Annotated in this window: 18 protein-coding genes, 6 tRNA genes and 1 riboswitch; of the genes, 6 read left to right on the forward strand and 18 right to left on the reverse strand. The window is 39.3% G+C overall.

All coding sequences use genetic code 11. The features are described 5' to 3' along the window. The first annotated feature begins 330 nt into the window (after positions 1-330). Positions 331-600, forward strand: coding sequence for an ACT domain-containing protein (locus tag FD16_RS01520; RefSeq protein WP_010621613.1), 270 nt, complete (start codon positions 331-333; stop codon positions 598-600). Positions 601-611: 11 nt separating this feature from the next. Then, complete coding sequence (locus tag FD16_RS01525) at positions 612-1,955, forward strand: PFL family protein (RefSeq protein ID WP_010621612.1); 1,344 nt, start codon at positions 612-614, stop codon at positions 1,953-1,955. Positions 1,956-2,091: 136 nt separating this feature from the next. Here the strand turns inward: FD16_RS01525 and FD16_RS01530 are convergent. The 11 genes from FD16_RS01530 to FD16_RS01580 all read right to left on the reverse strand — a co-directional run bounded on the left by FD16_RS01530 (position 2,092) and on the right by FD16_RS01580 (position 8,301). Next, positions 2,092-2,165, reverse strand: a tRNA-Pro gene (locus FD16_RS01530). Positions 2,166-2,169: 4 nt separating this feature from the next. Then, a tRNA-Arg gene (locus tag FD16_RS01535) sits at positions 2,170-2,243 on the reverse strand. A 13-nt stretch (positions 2,244-2,256) separates the two neighbouring features. Then, positions 2,257-2,328, reverse strand: a tRNA-Gly gene (locus tag FD16_RS01540). A 184-nt stretch (positions 2,329-2,512) separates the two neighbouring features. Continuing rightward, positions 2,513-2,585: transfer RNA gene (locus FD16_RS01545), tRNA-Thr, on the reverse strand. 8 nt (positions 2,586-2,593) lie between these two features. Then, positions 2,594-2,676, reverse strand: a tRNA-Leu gene (locus tag FD16_RS01550). A 37-nt stretch (positions 2,677-2,713) separates the two neighbouring features. After that, positions 2,714-2,786 (reverse strand) — tRNA-Val (locus FD16_RS01555). 90 nt (positions 2,787-2,876) lie between these two features. Then, a complete protein-coding gene (locus FD16_RS01560) occupies positions 2,877-3,539 on the reverse strand; it encodes a potassium channel family protein (protein ID WP_010621611.1) in 663 nt (220 codons plus the stop codon). A gap of 20 nt (positions 3,540-3,559) precedes the next feature. Beyond that, positions 3,560-4,903, reverse strand: a complete 1,344-nt coding sequence (locus tag FD16_RS01565) for a TrkH family potassium uptake protein (RefSeq protein ID WP_010621610.1) — start codon at positions 4,901-4,903, stop codon at positions 3,560-3,562. 153 nt (positions 4,904-5,056) lie between these two features. Then, the gene (locus tag FD16_RS01570; RefSeq protein ID WP_010621609.1) at positions 5,057-5,698 is read right to left on the reverse strand and encodes a deoxynucleoside kinase; all 642 of its coding nucleotides are present in this window, start codon (positions 5,696-5,698) and stop codon (positions 5,057-5,059) included. 264 nt (positions 5,699-5,962) lie between these two features. Further along, positions 5,963-7,435, reverse strand: coding sequence for an amino acid permease (locus FD16_RS01575; RefSeq protein ID WP_010621608.1), 1,473 nt, complete (start codon positions 7,433-7,435; stop codon positions 5,963-5,965). Between the two features lie 116 nt (positions 7,436-7,551). Further along, positions 7,552-7,729, reverse strand: a riboswitch (Lysine riboswitch). 44 nt (positions 7,730-7,773) lie between these two features. Further along, positions 7,774-8,301, reverse strand: a complete 528-nt coding sequence (locus FD16_RS01580) for a GNAT family N-acetyltransferase (protein WP_010621607.1) — start codon at positions 8,299-8,301, stop codon at positions 7,774-7,776. Positions 8,302-8,348: 47 nt separating this feature from the next. On the opposite strand from FD16_RS01580, the gene FD16_RS01585 reads away from it, so the two are divergent. Beyond that, positions 8,349-9,158: a lp_1002 family arylesterase gene (locus FD16_RS01585; protein WP_010621606.1), complete on the forward strand. Its 810-nt coding sequence runs from the start codon at positions 8,349-8,351 to the stop codon at positions 9,156-9,158. A 52-nt stretch (positions 9,159-9,210) separates the two neighbouring features. Here the strand turns inward: FD16_RS01585 and FD16_RS01590 are convergent, their stop codons facing one another. From FD16_RS01590 to FD16_RS01615, 6 genes are all read right to left on the reverse strand, one after another. Continuing rightward, the gene (locus FD16_RS01590; protein WP_010621605.1) at positions 9,211-9,393 is read right to left on the reverse strand and encodes a PspC domain-containing protein; all 183 of its coding nucleotides are present in this window, start codon (positions 9,391-9,393) and stop codon (positions 9,211-9,213) included. 79 nt (positions 9,394-9,472) lie between these two features. Beyond that, positions 9,473-10,138, reverse strand: coding sequence for a phosphatase PAP2 family protein (locus FD16_RS01595; RefSeq protein WP_010621604.1), 666 nt, complete (start codon positions 10,136-10,138; stop codon positions 9,473-9,475). Between the two features lie 81 nt (positions 10,139-10,219). Further along, positions 10,220-10,678, reverse strand: a complete 459-nt coding sequence (locus tag FD16_RS01600) for a threonine/serine exporter family protein (RefSeq protein ID WP_010621603.1) — start codon at positions 10,676-10,678, stop codon at positions 10,220-10,222. Positions 10,679-10,691: 13 nt separating this feature from the next. Beyond that, the gene (locus tag FD16_RS01605; RefSeq protein WP_010621602.1) at positions 10,692-11,444 is read right to left on the reverse strand and encodes a threonine/serine exporter family protein; all 753 of its coding nucleotides are present in this window, start codon (positions 11,442-11,444) and stop codon (positions 10,692-10,694) included. Between the two features lie 119 nt (positions 11,445-11,563). Next, positions 11,564-11,764: a cold-shock protein gene (locus FD16_RS01610; RefSeq protein WP_010621601.1), complete on the reverse strand. Its 201-nt coding sequence runs from the start codon at positions 11,762-11,764 to the stop codon at positions 11,564-11,566. 185 nt (positions 11,765-11,949) lie between these two features. After that, positions 11,950-12,609, reverse strand: coding sequence for a metal-dependent transcriptional regulator (locus FD16_RS01615; RefSeq protein ID WP_010621600.1), 660 nt, complete (start codon positions 12,607-12,609; stop codon positions 11,950-11,952). Between the two features lie 187 nt (positions 12,610-12,796). Between FD16_RS01615 and FD16_RS01620 the strand changes: the two genes are divergently transcribed. Continuing rightward, positions 12,797-13,711: a cation diffusion facilitator family transporter gene (locus FD16_RS01620; RefSeq protein ID WP_010621599.1), complete on the forward strand. Its 915-nt coding sequence runs from the start codon at positions 12,797-12,799 to the stop codon at positions 13,709-13,711. A gap of 123 nt (positions 13,712-13,834) precedes the next feature. Here the strand turns inward: FD16_RS01620 and FD16_RS01625 are convergent, their stop codons facing one another. Continuing rightward, positions 13,835-14,293, reverse strand: coding sequence for a universal stress protein (locus tag FD16_RS01625; RefSeq protein WP_010621598.1), 459 nt, complete (start codon positions 14,291-14,293; stop codon positions 13,835-13,837). 218 nt (positions 14,294-14,511) lie between these two features. On the opposite strand from FD16_RS01625, the gene FD16_RS01630 reads away from it, so the two are divergent. Together FD16_RS01630 and FD16_RS01635 are read left to right on the forward strand one after the other, a co-directional pair. Further along, complete coding sequence (locus FD16_RS01630; RefSeq protein WP_010621597.1) at positions 14,512-15,423, forward strand: glycosyltransferase family 2 protein; 912 nt, start codon at positions 14,512-14,514, stop codon at positions 15,421-15,423. 76 nt (positions 15,424-15,499) lie between these two features. Further along, on the forward strand, positions 15,500-16,027 hold the full coding sequence (locus FD16_RS01635; RefSeq protein ID WP_010621596.1) for a TetR/AcrR family transcriptional regulator: 528 nt from the start codon (positions 15,500-15,502) through the stop codon (positions 16,025-16,027). The last annotated feature ends 24 nt before the right edge of the window (positions 16,028-16,051 follow it).

Here is a 16,051-nt window from a genome sequence, read left to right on the forward strand (position 1 = left end):
ACCCAGAGAGTTAATTAATGACGTGAACCGTTTAATACATTACCGTTCAGCCCCTTTAATGTCAATACTAGCTTGATACCTGATTTAGTATAGTGTTTTTAATAGTTACGGGTGTTAATGATCATACAGACGTTTTATATCAACGACTCAAAATGTTAATTGTTTGGACTTAAAACAATTGCACTAAATTCAAAAAAAATTCACTTTTTTAAAATTTCGTTCGTATGCGAACGTTTATTGAAAAATTTTAATGATATTTTAATTTTTCCCAGCTATTGTTATATTTTTTCTATATAATAGGGATTAATTTATAGAAGAGGAGCTTTTGTTATGAAAATAATCATTACCGTTGTCGGCAACGATAAAGTTGGCATTGTTGCTTCTGTCAGCAAGCAACTAGCCGAACGCAACGTTAATATCATTGATATGTCACAAACCCTGATGCACGGCAGCTTTACCATGATGTTAATGGGAGAATTCACCACGGATAAAACATCATTCGATACTGTTCAAAAATCATTAACTGAATTAGGCCAATCAATTGGTGTCGACATTCACACGCAACGGCAAGAATTATTTGACGCTATTCAAAAGATTTAAGGAGAGGCTGCATGGAAACGAGACAAATTCAGGATACAATCCAAATGATCGAAGAGGAACATTTGGATATCAGAACAATCACAATGGGAATCTCCTTACTTGACTGTATCGATGGTGATAGCAAACGAGCATGCCAGAGAATTTATGATAAGATCACCACAAAAGCCAAAAATCTGGTTACGGTGGCTGAAGAAATTGAGCGTGAATACGGTGTTCCGATCGTTAACAAACGAATTTCGGTTACACCAATTGCGCTAGTGGCAGCGGCTAGCGATACTGATAACTACGTAGATTTTGCTGTGACTCTTGATAAGGCCGCCACTGATCTGGGTATTGATATTATTGGTGGATTTTCTGCTCTAGTTCAAAAAGGTTACCAATCAGGTGATCGTAAGTTGATTAACTCGATTCCAGAAGCACTAAAAAATACTAGTCGCGTCTGCAGTTCAATTAACGTTGGCTCAACCCGAGCAGGTATCAACATGGATGCAGTCCAGGAAGTCGGACAAATTGTTAAAAAAATTGCAGCAATTAACCCACAAAAATGTATGAACCTGGTAGCTTTTTGCAATGCCGTTGAAGATAACCCATTCATGGCAGGAGCTTTTCACGGTGTCGGAGAGGCTGATTGCGTCATCAACATGGGGATTAGTGGCCCTGGCGTAGTGAAAAGAGCACTCGAGCAAGTCAAGGGTGAATCATTCGACGTAGTTGCAGAAACAATCAAAAAGACGGCTTTTAAGGTAACGCGAGTCGGCCAGTTGGTTGGACAAATTGCATCACAACGGCTAGATGTTCCCTTTGGAATTGTTGACCTCTCGTTAGCACCAACTCCTGCACCTGGTGATTCCGTTGCCGAAATTCTAGAGGAAATCGGCCTAGATAGTGTCGGTGCTCCAGGGACGACCGCCGCATTAGCAATGCTTAATGATGCCGTTAAAAAAGGTGGTATTATGGCTTGCAGCCACGTTGGTGGTCTATCTGGTGCCTTCATTCCGGTTTCTGAAGATGCTGGTATGATCAAAGCGGTTCAAGCTAATAATCTCAGTATTGAAAAATTGGAAGCAATGACGGCCGTTTGTTCCGTTGGTCTCGATATGATTGCCGTACCTGGCGACACGACAGCGCAAACAATCAGCGGCATTTTAGCGGACGAAGCAGCAATTGGCATGATCAATAACAAGACCACCGCCATTAGAATTATTCCAGCTACAGGTAAGAAAGTTGGCGATGATATTAACTTTGGTGGCTTGTTCGGCCATGCACCCGTAATGAAGGTTAGCGAAAGTCAACCAACAGAATTTGTGGCACGAGGTGGCAGGATTCCAGCTCCAATCCATTCATTTAAAAACTAAATCATTTAATCAATTATTTGAACTAACTTCAAACTAAATAGGCAGGAATCCAGTGTTCATCTGGACTCCTGCCTATTTGCCAGCGAAATAAAAAAGCACCAGCATCATATGCCAGTACCTAATGGAAATTAGCTAGTCGGGAATACACGATTCGAACGTGCGACCTCAGCGTCCCGAACGCTGCGCTCTACCAAGCTGAGCTAATTCCCGATGATGCACCCAGTAGGAGTCGAACCTACAACCTTCTGATTCGTAGTCAGACACTCTATCCAATTGCGCTATGGGTGCAAGAAATAAAAAAAGCGGAAGACGGGATTCGAACCCGCGACCCCCACCATGGCAAGGTGATGTTCTACCACTGAACTACTTCCGCAATACTTATTAACGTCGAACCGTAAAGGCTTTCGACTCAATCAATGTTACACGATCAACTACTTTGTGTCAACAAAATTTGAGTAAGTATTCATAAAAAATGAGTAGATAATCAAACATTGCTAACTTGAATATCAATCACATAATTAATCAGGAATTACGTTAATTATGATATATCTATTCAATGCCGACTAGAGGATTCGAACCTCCGACCCCCTGTTTACAAGACAGATGCTCTGCCAACTGAGCTAAGTCGGCATACATAATGCGGATGAAGGGACTCGAACCCCCACATCATAAAGATACTAGAACCTAAATCTAGCGCGTCTGCCAGTTCCGCCACATCCGCATGTATACCTAATCACTAAATATTCAATTGTAGTGAATGGAGGATACAGGGCTCGAACCTGTGACCCTCTGCTTGTAAGGCAGACGCTCTCCCAACTGAGCTAATCCTCCATAAAACATGTCTCAAAACAACTATTTAACTTTATCATTTAGAAAAATAATTGTCAAACACATTTTTTGATTATTTATAAGCACAAAAGCTCATTCAGACATCTTCTTGTCGAGGTGTTCCACATCCATCGTAGCGCCAACCACAGATACCGTATCACCCATTGCTAAAGTGGCATGAGCACCAGGCGAGATCACTACCTTAGTATCGTGTTTAATGGCCACCACCGTTAATCCAAAATGCCGGCGGAAATCTAATTCTGCCAAGGTTTTGCCACTAAAATGTTCATTCTCAACCTGAAGCTCAGCAAGCGTGTACTCATCACTAATCGATAAGTAGTTTAAAATATTATGACTCAACAATCGTCTTGCCACTCTTACACCCATATCACGCTCAGGGAAAACAATTTGATCTGCTCCAATTTTACTAAGTGCCCGCCCGTGCATTGCAGTTTCCGCCTTTGCAATGACATGTTTAGCACCTAATTCTTTAACAATCAACGTTGCCAGCATACTTGCTTGAATATTCTGACCAACCGCAACAATCACGTGATCAAAGTTGCCTAAATCAAGTTCCCGCATTGCTTCTTCGTCTTGTGCGTCAGCAACAACCGCCTGCGTGACAACTTCCTTATAACTTTCAATCAGTTCTTCATCATTATCAATTGCTAACACATCTTGACCTGAAGCTGTCAAGGATTGACATAGACTCAATCCAAAACGGCCGAGTCCAATCACTGCAAATGACTGTTTCATTAGACTTCCTCCTCTGATAATTAACCGATCATGACACTCTCTTCTACATAACGATAATGTTTTTTATTACGGTCAGCATTTAGAATTGTATACATGACTGTGAACAGACCAACACGGCCAATAAACATAAGAGCCATAATAATCACTTTACCAGGTATCGTTAAATCAGAAGTAAGGCCCATTGTCATACCGGCGGTGCCAAACGCCGATAGTGCCTCAAACATGATATATTCCAGTCCTTGCCCTTTAGGGATGGTCTCAAAGATTGACAATAAAACGACAGCGATAACTACAACAATTGTACTGACAAACACAAGCATTGATGCACGGTAAATATTAGCCCTGGTGAACCGCCGATGAGCAAACTCCACGTCTTCTCTACCTCTCAATGCAGCCCAACTTTGTAGCCATAAAATACCAATAGTTGTTGTCTTAACACCACCAGCAGTTGAACCAGGCGTCCCACCAATAAACATCAACATCATCGTAATAATAATTTCTGCCATTGAAACACTGGTATATGGCATTACTTGAAGCCCCGCTGTTCTTGGAGAAACTGCAAGTAGGAAGGTATCCACCATTCTTGCCCAAGTATCAGCGTGTCCTGGCATCTTAGCCATCCCGTGTTCTGTAAACCAAAAAATAATGGTAGCACCCGTTGTTAGTGTTGCAGAGGTTGTTAGCGAGATTTTTGTATGAAGCGATACACGATGTCGGTGTGGCCAAAGCAGAATATCACGCCATACCAGAAAACCCAACCCACCAGCAACAATCAAAATCGACAAGATAAAGATAACATAAGGATCGTTGCCAAAATTTTCTAAACTATTACCAAATAAATCAAAGCCAGCATTACAAAATCCCATTACTGAATGAAAAATGCTGTAATAAATACCCTTAATCCATCCGTATCGTGGTACAAGGTCAAAACTGAGTAGAACTACCCCAATCATTTGAATGGTTAAAGACAGGCCAATTACATATCTAGTAACCGTCTTAACGTCCGCCAAACTTTCTAAGCTAAGTGATTCTTTGACAAGAGCCCTTGTGGTTAGTGTTGGTTGACGTCTTAGCATCGAAAAGAGTAACACCGTGAATGTCATGAACCCTAAGCCACCGATTTCAACTAAAACCATGATTACTAACTGACCAAACAGTGACCAATGCGCAATCGTATTGACTGTGGTCATCCCAGTTACACAAGTTGCAGAGGTAGCTGTAAACAACGCATCAATATAATGAGTTGTTACCCCAGGTCGGCTGGCGATAGGTAGTTTAAGCAAGATGCTACCGATCAAAATAATCGTCACAAATCCAATCGTCAATAATTTAGGAAGCGATAATTTATATGAATGCTTTTGCATCAAAGAACTCACCTGCCCCTTAATATATGTATCCGGATACATACATAATCATAGAGTATTTACGCTCATAAGTCACCAATTTGTAAAAGAAAAAAGACCGAGAAATTAAATTTCTCAGTCCCTAATAGATTCGTTAACTTAGTTAGTAGCTCACTAGTTAATCGACAGCGCGGATATTTTTTCATCAATCATTGACATAACTTTTTGAGCGGCTGACGGGTCCTCAACAAAATTATATTTGTCACCATCAATATTTATTTTTGGACTCTCATCATAATTATTGAACCATGTAACGTATCGTTCGTTCAATTTTTGATAGTAATCATATAAAGATGGATCACTATCGATTTGCTCATAAGTACGACCACGTTTTTTAATTCTGGCCAACATGGTATCAAATGATACATGAATGTGAACCATTAGATCCGGTGCCTTTTTATGTGGTTCATCTGGTAATTCTTCCATCATATTTTTAAGCAACGAGTTATAAATCTGAACTTCAGTCTTGGTAGCACGACCCATATCGGCGTTCAGACCAAATAACAAGGAATCTTCAAAAATGGAACGATCCAGTACATCTGTATCATTAACAAATGCGCCTTTAATTTCATCAAGACGTTTATTTAAAAAGTAGATTTGGAGTAAAAAAGCATACTTCTTGGGATCCTTATAAAACAGTGGCAAAATTTCGTTATCATCGACAGATTCATAGAAGGCTTTACTACCCAAGTGATCTGCCAACATTTGTGTAAGACTAGTTTTACCAGCCCCAATGGTTCCAGATAATACGATCATGAAATATTTCCTCCAATTACTTAACACGATTTATAGACACGCAAACTATTGTATCATCATACGGGCAAAACTGAAATTAAGTATTAATTACAATTGTATGAGAGTGTCAAATAGATCGTTTAGATGCCATAATGTAAGTCCTAAATACTAATATTCCGGGTTTGAATATTTGTATTTTGGTCTTACATGGCAGGCATCTGATCTATTTGGCACGTTTCAACCAAAAAAATAGAGCCAGGAAATCTTCCCAGCCCTACATTAACTCTAACCCTCGTAAGATTCACTCTTAGTCTTAGGAGACAGATCAACATCTTTCAAGGGAATCAGATGAGTTCTGTAACGAATCTTATAATATGCGTATAAAATAATGAACAGTGGTACCCCGATATACGTGATACTAATTTTTTGCCAATTCCAGTGAATGAAGGCACTCGGATCTTGACCAATGATAACGACGATACACAGAACCAGTGCCATTAATGGTCCAAATGGGAACAGTGTTGCATGGTATTTTAACTCAGAAACTGCGTGTCCCTGACGAATAAATGCCCGACGGAAACGATAATGAGAAATGGCAATTCCCAACCACGCAATGAACCCGGTCATACCACTTGCATCAATCAAAAATTCATAAACTTGAGGGCCAAATATACCAGTTAAAAACGTAAAGGCCCCAATTACAGTCGTGCCAATCAACGCATAAATTGGAATTCCGCGCATGTTAGTAATGCCAAAAATTCTTGGTGCGTATCCTTCAAGTGATAACGAATAAAGCATTCTTGTAGATGCGTACATCCCCGAATTAGCTGATGAAATAACAGCCGTTAAAATAACTGCATTCATGACACTTGCCGCAGCGGCTAGACCAGCGCGACGGAAGACCAACGTAAATGGGCTCATCGCAACGTCCGAAACGGAGGAACCAAGTAAATTCTTGCTGGTATAAGGTAAAATACATGCGATAACAAAAATTGCTAAAATATAGAATAATAAAATACGCCAAAATGTTGAATGAATTGCCCGTGGAATACTCTTTTCGGGAGTCTCTGACTCACCAGCAGTCACACCAATCAGCTCAGTCCCTTGGAATGAGAATCCAGCAACTAAGAACACGCCCAAAATGGAAGAAAATCCGCCAACAAATGGTGCTTTCTTATAAGTTAAGTTATGGAAACCAACTGACTGCCCGCCAAGAATACCAACAATAATGGCAACACCGGCAATTAGGAAGATAATAATCGTAATAACCTTGATAATTGCCATCCAATACTCAGCTTCACCAAATGAGCTTACCGACAGTGCGTTAATTAGAAAAATAAATACCATTGTAATCGCACTGAAAATCCAACTTGGGACATTAGGCAACCAAAAGTTAACAACAACGCCCGCCGTTGTAATTTCAACCGCAATGGTAATTGCCCAGTTAAACCAGTAGTTCCAACCCATTGCAAATCCTAGTGCTGGATCGACAAACTTGGTCGAATACGCGGCAAATGACCCAGTCAATGGCATAAACGTTGCCATTTCACCTAAACTAGTCATTAAAAAATAGACCATAATTCCCATAACGACATAAGCGACAATGGCTCCACCAGGTCCAGCTTGAGCGATTGTTGATCCACTCGCAATTAATAGTCCGGTCCCAATTGAGCCACCAAGAGCAATCATCGATAAGTGACGGGTCTTCAGAGACCTCTTCACCGCATGATGTTCTTGTGATTCTTCTGTTGTACTCATACTTAATTCTCCCTTTGTATTAAATTATCAAAAGAGCCTCGCTTGCCAAATAAAAAAGGCCTCTTCGTTTGAGAACACCAAACAAAAAGACCTACAATTATGTATTAATTGGTCAAATCGTCGATAGCGCCCCGCAATCAAGTAATTGCGACAGTCCCTGACTTATTCAACCAGGACCCAACGGTTTGCCAATTAAGCGACTTACCATTTCGGCACGCCACCCTTTAACAACTGCTACAGTGCTTAATCACCTAACAGTCGCGACTGATGAGACGTGCAACCTCTTCTTCCGATATGAGAGTATTATACACCACCATCAGTAAACTACAAGCTTATTTTCATTTTAACGGTCCGCATTGCAAATGGATTTTATCACCTTGAGTATCATCTATCACTAAATAGTCAGGCGTTTTTGTTTCAACAAAGCCAACTTTCTGCAACACTCTCAAAGAACGATGATTACGAGGGAGAACATTGGCATGCAATATATGATTACTGTTTTCTTCTAAAAAGTCGCCTACCAATACCTGACAAGTTTCAGTCATTATCCCCTGATTCCATTGATCACGTTTTAAGGCATATCCCAATTCCCGATCATTTTCAGCAGTTGACAAATCAGGAAGATAGCATGGGTATAGTCCCACAACTCCAATCAAATGGTTGGTCTGACGCAATCTAATAACATAAATATAATCTCTGACACTCATCATTTGAAATGCCATAGTGCGTTCTGCCTCATTAGTTGGCAGGGCTAGACCACTTTGCATTTCTAATTCACGGTCATTAAACATCGTCATTAATTCATTAGCATCTGACATTTCAATTTTTTTAATAATTAAACGATTCGTTTCGTATTTAATTTGCATTATAATAGACCTCAGCAATCACAATTATTTACAGGAGGAATTTAGTTTTGCAGATTGTAAATCACTCTCTAAAAAACGATACTTTTCAAACATCCGCCAGTTTGACTTGCTATCTTAAAGACTTGGATCCGCGCCATGATGATCAGCAGATGCCTGCAATCATTTTTGTGCCTGGAGGCTCATTTACTCATATTCAACCTCAACAAGCGGAAAATGTGGCGTTGGCGTTTTCAGCCATGCATTATCAATGCTTTGTTTTAAATTATAGTCTAGAAAGCGATCATGAGCCACTCTTGCCATTTCCCGTTCTCGATCTTGCAAGAGCAATTCAGTTAGTGCGTTATCATGCCGAGGAATGGCACATTGACGTTGATAAAATTGTTCCAATGGGATTTTCCGTTGGTGGTCAGGTAGTCGCATTGTTCAATGATTTCTGGCATGACCAATGGTTCACCACTCAGGCCGGTGTATCTTCATTAAAAATTCAGCCAAATGCCATTATTCTTGGATATCCGGTCATTGATTTAGAGATGGGATTTCCAGACGATGAGGATAAACTACGTCGACTAGTCGGCACAAAGAACGATTTTGCTGCTCAAAAACACGTCAATAAATTTAATGCACCAACATTCACCTGGGTTACCAGTGACGATCCAATGGTACCAGTAGCAAATTCTCTGTCATATTGCACTGCGTTAGCACAACTTAATATAAAACAAGAATTGCATATTTTCCGCCACGGCCCACACGGTATGGCCCTGGCTACAAATGAAACTGCTTGGAAACCCGATGCCGACCAGCCACATGTTGCTCACTGGACAACACTTGTGAACGAATGGTTGACAGAAACATTATAAATTAAAACGTCTGACTATCCATTATGGAATGCCAGACGTTTTTTTATGATCTTTATTCTTCAGGTACCACAATCGCAGCAACAATATAAATCAGTAGGCATGGGAAAAAGCCAGTAAACATTGCAATAGCCGCATAACCAACCCTTGTTAAAGCAATATCCCAACCAAAATACTCAGCAAATCCTGCAATCACTCCAGAGAACATCTTGTTTTGAGAACGATGCAAATGCTTCATAAGTATGACCTCCAATTATTATAATTTGTGCCTTGTTACTACCCTAAATCTATCAAGTTAGTTAAAAAAATGCAATTAATTAGATATCTGAATTGGCTACAAATGACCAGCGTTTCATGATTGGCGCCAGCCAGACGTATAACCACTCACATACTTGAAGCCACGTATAGGCGAGTAGCATTGAACCAATCACGTCACTTGGATAATGTGCGTAAAGATAAACACGCGAAATTGCTAACACTAAAATAAACAAAACAAGGACAATTTGCCAAAACAGGCGCACCCAAGCACGTTTTAGATTAGGAATCACAATAATAAACAATATCGAGGCCACTAGGAAAAAGCCAAAAACATGACCACTGGGAAAACTGTATCCATTGTCAGCAGCCATATGTTGTGATGGACGGGCGCGTTTAACAACATCCTTAACAATTGTGGCAACTACATCGCCACTAATTAATGTCGCAATCGCCCAAATGGCGGGAATTTTAAGTTTAAAGCCCCAAAGGAAAAATGCAATGATAATTACATAGACGATTGACATCTTGGGACTGCCAAGGAACGAAACTATCTTCATCAGCATTGTTCTAAAATCTGTTGTGGTCCCGGTAAAAAATGCCTGTAGTAAAGAATCAAATAGCTGCAATACTACTGAGTTTGAAAAGACCAAAGCAGCAATTACCAAAAAAATGACGCCGCTGACTAAAAAACGTCTTAAGCGTTCAGGTTCGCGTTCCATATACATAAATTTCGTTCCTCCAACAATTAATTATCTTGCTTAGTATACCATATAAATGTTATCGCTCATGTTCAATCTTAAACTATTTTACCGTCTCTTAAGCACTCGCAAATGGTTATATATCCCAACCTGATGATATAATTCACCCAGAGCAAATCCCATGGCAATCGCACCTGCGATCACTACCACCTGCATAAAGTAACTCCACGCAAGATCGGGATTACCAATTGCAAAATTACGGACCATTTTGTAAGCTTGACCACCTGGCACAAATGACACCAAACTGGGAATATTAAAGATAATTACAGGCATTTTCTTGTACCGAGCAGCGTACATACTTAAAACACTAATTAATAGTGCCGCTGCCAAGTTACCAAAGGCAATACCAATGCCAAAATTATGAGAGAGCACCCAATAAAACGCCCATGAAACACCGCCAATAAGGCCGACTGAATTAAACGCCTGGTGTGGAATATTTAAAATAACACCGAAACAGATTGTCGCAATATATGCCATCACAAATTGAAAGATTACTGAAAGTATCATAATTATTTATCTCCTATAAAAAGTGCAATACACAAACAATTCCACTACCAATTGCGACTGCAGACAGACATGCCTCAACGGCACGTGCTGGGCCACTAATTAGATTACCGGCAACCGTATCTCTGACAGCGTTTGTAATTGGTACGCCAGGAACTAATGGCATGACACCACCGATGATTAAGTTATCCAAGTATGTGCCGACACCAAATTTAACAGCTAGTGCCGCCATTATACCTATGACAATTGAAGCAAAAAACTCACTAATAAATTGCACTTTAAACATACGATTAAAGAAATAAAATACCGCATACCAAACAGCACCGATAACAAATCCGGCCGGAGCATCCACATATTCATGAGTAAAAACAATCAACAGAACTGCGCTCAACAGCCCGGCTGCCAAAAACTTTATCCAAAATGGAAAAGTTGGTGTGTTGTTGTCGATTTCAGAAAGTCGATCAACCATCTGCGACAATTCAATTTTTCCAACTGCAAATTCACGAGATAATTCATTTACACGTGCAACTTTATCTAAATCAATCGTTCTGTGGTCAATACCGGCCACCTGTGCATTTGGATGATTATTAACAGAAAGCATAATGCCAGTCACTGTGACAAATAACTGAACCGATTTCATCCCCGCATTCTTGGCAATTCGTTGCATCGTGTCCGCCGCCCGTGAAATTTCTGATCCATTCTCAACCAAAATTCTACCAGCTAGTAAGCATGCATTGATAACATCGATTTGTTTTTCTTGATTGGTCATTATGTTCTCACCATCCCTTTTAGTAGTAACCTGCACTATTATGGACTATCGGTAAAAAGATGGCAATAACAAAAAAGCCCCAGATCACGGTGTGATCTGGGGAAAAAGCAATAATCAAATTACTGCTTGTTAACGTTAACGGCTTGTGGTCCACGGTCGCTTTCTTCAACGTCGAAAGTTACTGATTGGCCTTCTTCAAGAGTCTTGAAGCCGTCGCCTTGGATAGCTGAGAAATGTACGAATACATCGTTGCCATCTTCACGAGTGATAAAGCCGAAGCCCTTGTCTGCGTTAAACCATTTAACTGTTCCTTGTTCCATGTTGAAAATCCTCCTGTGCAATTTGCACGTAATTATTATTTTGTAATTCATGTTCCGGTGCAAATTGGGGATATTCCAAACAATGAAACGATCGAACCAAAATTACCTTACCTAAACTACATGAATGAGTATATCACACGAATTTCAAAAAAGATACCGATATTATATAAAGCAACACTTTTTGATTATCCGTTGGTCTTTCTGACAAAGATATTATGCGCAGCCTTATAAGAAACTGCCATTGCCTTTTGATCCGTCTTCCTAACAATCTGGATAGGTCCTTCAAAAGGATCATGACGAATAACTTTAATGTCATCTTCTACATTTAAGCCCAAATCAGTTAGGTATACCAAAAGTTCATGATTATCTAAGAAGCGTTCAATTTCAACTTCTTCATTATCCTTCGCCATTGCCAACATTTCATGACTGATATCATCAAAATGCCCGTTTTCATCTGGAATAACCCCACCGTGTGGACAATGCTTAGGATATCCTAAAAAATTGTCTAATGAACTAGCAAGGCGATCACTTGTCTGGTGCTCTAAGACTTCGGCCTCTGGATGCACATCGGCCATATTGTAATTTAGCTTATCAACTAGGAACGTTTCCCACAAGCGATGTTTACGAACCAATTCAGTTGCGTAACGCTGGCCTTTTTTTGTTAAAGAAATGCCCGCATACGGTTCATGAACAACTAATTTCTCCTCAACTAATTTGGAAATCATTTCAGTCACTGATCCAGCTGCCACATCAAGTGCCAGCGCAATTTCCTTATTTGATATTTTTTTATTTATGCCACCGAGTTCAAAAATAATTTTGATGTAATCCTCTTTCATCGGGGTCAATATTGTCACCTCAATTAGTAATAATTATCATTAATAAGTAAATAATAGAACACTTTAACACAAAACGATAGTGAAATATATTTAAATTCTAAGTAAAGATTGATCTGAATTAGATAATATCTTATTATAAAGCTAAATATTAGGATTGCCTAAAAATATATCTATTTACAAAAGGAGGTTTACTACTATGCATTCTCATTCCGTCAACGGCGCCCGTTTTTTCTGGGTCACTTTTCTTAATATATTAATCACCGTTGTCGAAATCTTGGGTGGTGTTTTTTCAGGAAGCCTTGCACTGCTATCAGATGCTTTTCATAACCTTGGTGACTCAGCCGCCATTCTTCTCGGGTACTTTGCCCAGTTAATTGGCCGTCATCCTGAAACTGAGCGACGCACGTATGGTTATCGACGAGCAGAAATCATTTTCGCACTCTTAAACTCAATTTTTTTGATCGTTATTTCGGTCTTTTTAATTTTTGAAGCAGCCAAACGTTTCTCCCACCCTCAACCAATCAATGGTGAATTAATGTTGATCGTTGCTGTAGTTGGTCTCTTGGCAAACCTGGCGTCTGCCTTTTTGCTACAGGGTGGCAGTAAAGACAGTCTGAACATTAAAGCCACTTATCTACATATTTTGTCCGATGCTCTTTCTTCCGTTGGAGTCATCATTGGCGCCCTATTTATCTGGTTCACTGACATTTCGTGGATTGATCCCGTAATTACCATTCTGGTGGCGATCTACATTTGCTATGAAACGTGGCCAATCATTCATCAAACTTTAAGCATTTTGATGCAATCATCCCCCGAACTAGATTACGCATGTATCAAAAAGGACATCAAGCAAATTGACGGTATCACGGGCGTTCACCACGTCCATGCATGGATGATTGATGAACATCGCATTATTTTCTCAGTTCATATCAACTTGAAAGACATGAAACTAAGTGAAGTTGAACCAATCTATCAACGGATTGAAACGTTATTAAAGAATAAATACCATATTTGCCACATTACGATTCAAGCAGAAGTTGAACGCGGTATTGAAGAGACAATGTTCAATACTCCTGCTGATAAAGCTACTACCTCTGATGAGGTTGAATGATTTGCTATTGTGGTAGCTGATAAATTTTGACAGATAACTAATTGTGTTTTGCGAATAACGAAAGACCACTTATATTTTTTGCGAAAACGTGATCCAGCAAACTGCTCCGTTTGCTGGATCACTCTACTTTCTTATAATCGTAACCGAAATTCCAGCATTCTTGGCCATGTATGCAGCCTGAGACCCGAAAAGTTTTCTACTATCATCACTGCCTATTGAACCAATAACTAGTAAATCTGGTTTATATGCTGGAAGTACATGATTAATAATTCTTTCAGCAGGCTTGCTGCCTTCGTCAATAATTTTTGTGATTTTCTTAGGATCAACGCCATAATTAATGGCTGCTTCAACGTACTCGTTCATTCTCGCATCTAGCTCATCACGAGTGCCATGCACATAGTCCTTGCTCAAGGCCTGATACACGTTAATATCGCCGGTTTCCAAAATTGAAACAATTCCTAGTTCGGATTCATCACGTTTTGCTTTGTCCACAGCGTAGTCGAATGCCATCTTTGCATCAACCGCATCATCAACACCAACTAATATTTTATCAAAATGGGGTACAGTAATTTCAATTGCCATAATCAAGTCTCTTCTTTCTTATGATGTAAAACTCAATAATCCTCTATTTTTGTAAGCGCTTATCAGCCCTATATAGATAATAAAGTGTCTTGATCAACAAAGCAAGTATATCAGGCATGATTATTTTGATATATTGAATAGTTATCATTAGTATTTTCTCATGGTTTAAATTAATATTAGATTAAGGAAACAAAATTTATCGAAATGAGGCGATTTGTATGACTGCAATCAGTATCATTATTCCCGTAAGCAACTGTGCACAAGAACTAGCCGAGCTATTAAGTGATTTGAAGCACCAAACATTTACCGATTTTGATGTAATTTTTGTAGACAACGGTTCATTTGATCAATCACCCCAACGAATTAGATCGTTTAAACGACTAAGTGGTTTTCCATGTGAAATTATTGAAAATCATCTTAATCAAGATATGTATAGTAGTTTCAACCAAGGGCTCGATTGTGCGACCGGTCGTTACGTACTGTTCTTAAAGCCTGGTCAAATTCTGCATTCGAAATATCTTGAACAACTCGTGAATGCTCAATCTCAAATTACAGCATTCAGTTACCAACAAAGACACATCACTGATTCACGTAATGTCATGCAAATGTTCATGACTGGCCTAATTTCATTAGATCTCATCGGTGCGCTGATAGAAAGAGATTTAGTTGCTGATTTAAGATTTGAACCACAACTTAAGAAAATGGCGGAAAAATTATTCTTATACAATCTGTTACTGAAGGTAACTGAGCTAAATTTAATCAGCGACATTACTAAACACACGAATATAACTAAACAAGGTGAGAAAGTCCCACACTACTCAGAAACATTAGCATATTTAGATCAGATAGAGAGTCATATTAAAATGTCAATGCCAGAACTAGCCTCAATTGCTTGGATTCATCATTATCAGGAATTATCTAACGTCTATCTTCAAATTCGAGCATTATCATTTAACACACGTCGGTTGTACCTAGAAGAACAACGTCACCTTAAGTTGTTGTTGAAAGAAATTGAGAAACAAAAACTTGACCTAAGTACCAATAAAAGATTGAAAAGTTGGCTAAATAGAACATTTGGTCATCATGTTATGACGATTAACCAGCCACAGATTGCTTCGGTATCCGAATAAGAAATGAAGTAAAATTGATTTTTACTTAAAACATCACTATATTATGATTTATTAACCACTACAGGAGTAAATTTCAATGACTACTAGATCACGAACCAAAAATGATGAAGCTCTCTTTAATGCACTACTTTTTTTATTAAGAACCAAGACAATTGAGCAAATTTCAATCACCGAGCTATGCAAAGCCGCGGCAGTGTCTCGCATGTCATACTATCGTAATTACCAGTCCATCGAAGACATCATCACTGCTAAACTAAACGATATATTTAGCCATGCGATGCGATTCATGAGCAAATATAAATTAACAACTCCAGCTGAATTCGGTCAATTATTTTTCTCTTTTTTCCAGGACTACACCACCGATTTAAGAACTTTAATTAGCTCAGACCTGAAATTTTTGGTGTCATATGCGTTTAAAGATGATATTAAAATCCTAATTAACCATCATTTGGTTCAAGTATCTGTGCCAGAAGATGAGTACTGGTTGGCCTTTGTGGCATCAGGGCTGACAGAGTCATTGTTTCTATGGTCCTTAAACGGTGCCGTTGAAACCCCAGAACAAATGGGACGCATTGTGTCACATATTATTAACCACCAACGCTAGTCATTGTTACAAATGGTCGGTTTT

The organism is Paucilactobacillus suebicus DSM 5007 = KCTC 3549 (assembly GCF_001434475.1).
Lineage (GTDB): Bacteria > Bacillota > Bacilli > Lactobacillales > Lactobacillaceae > Paucilactobacillus > Paucilactobacillus suebicus.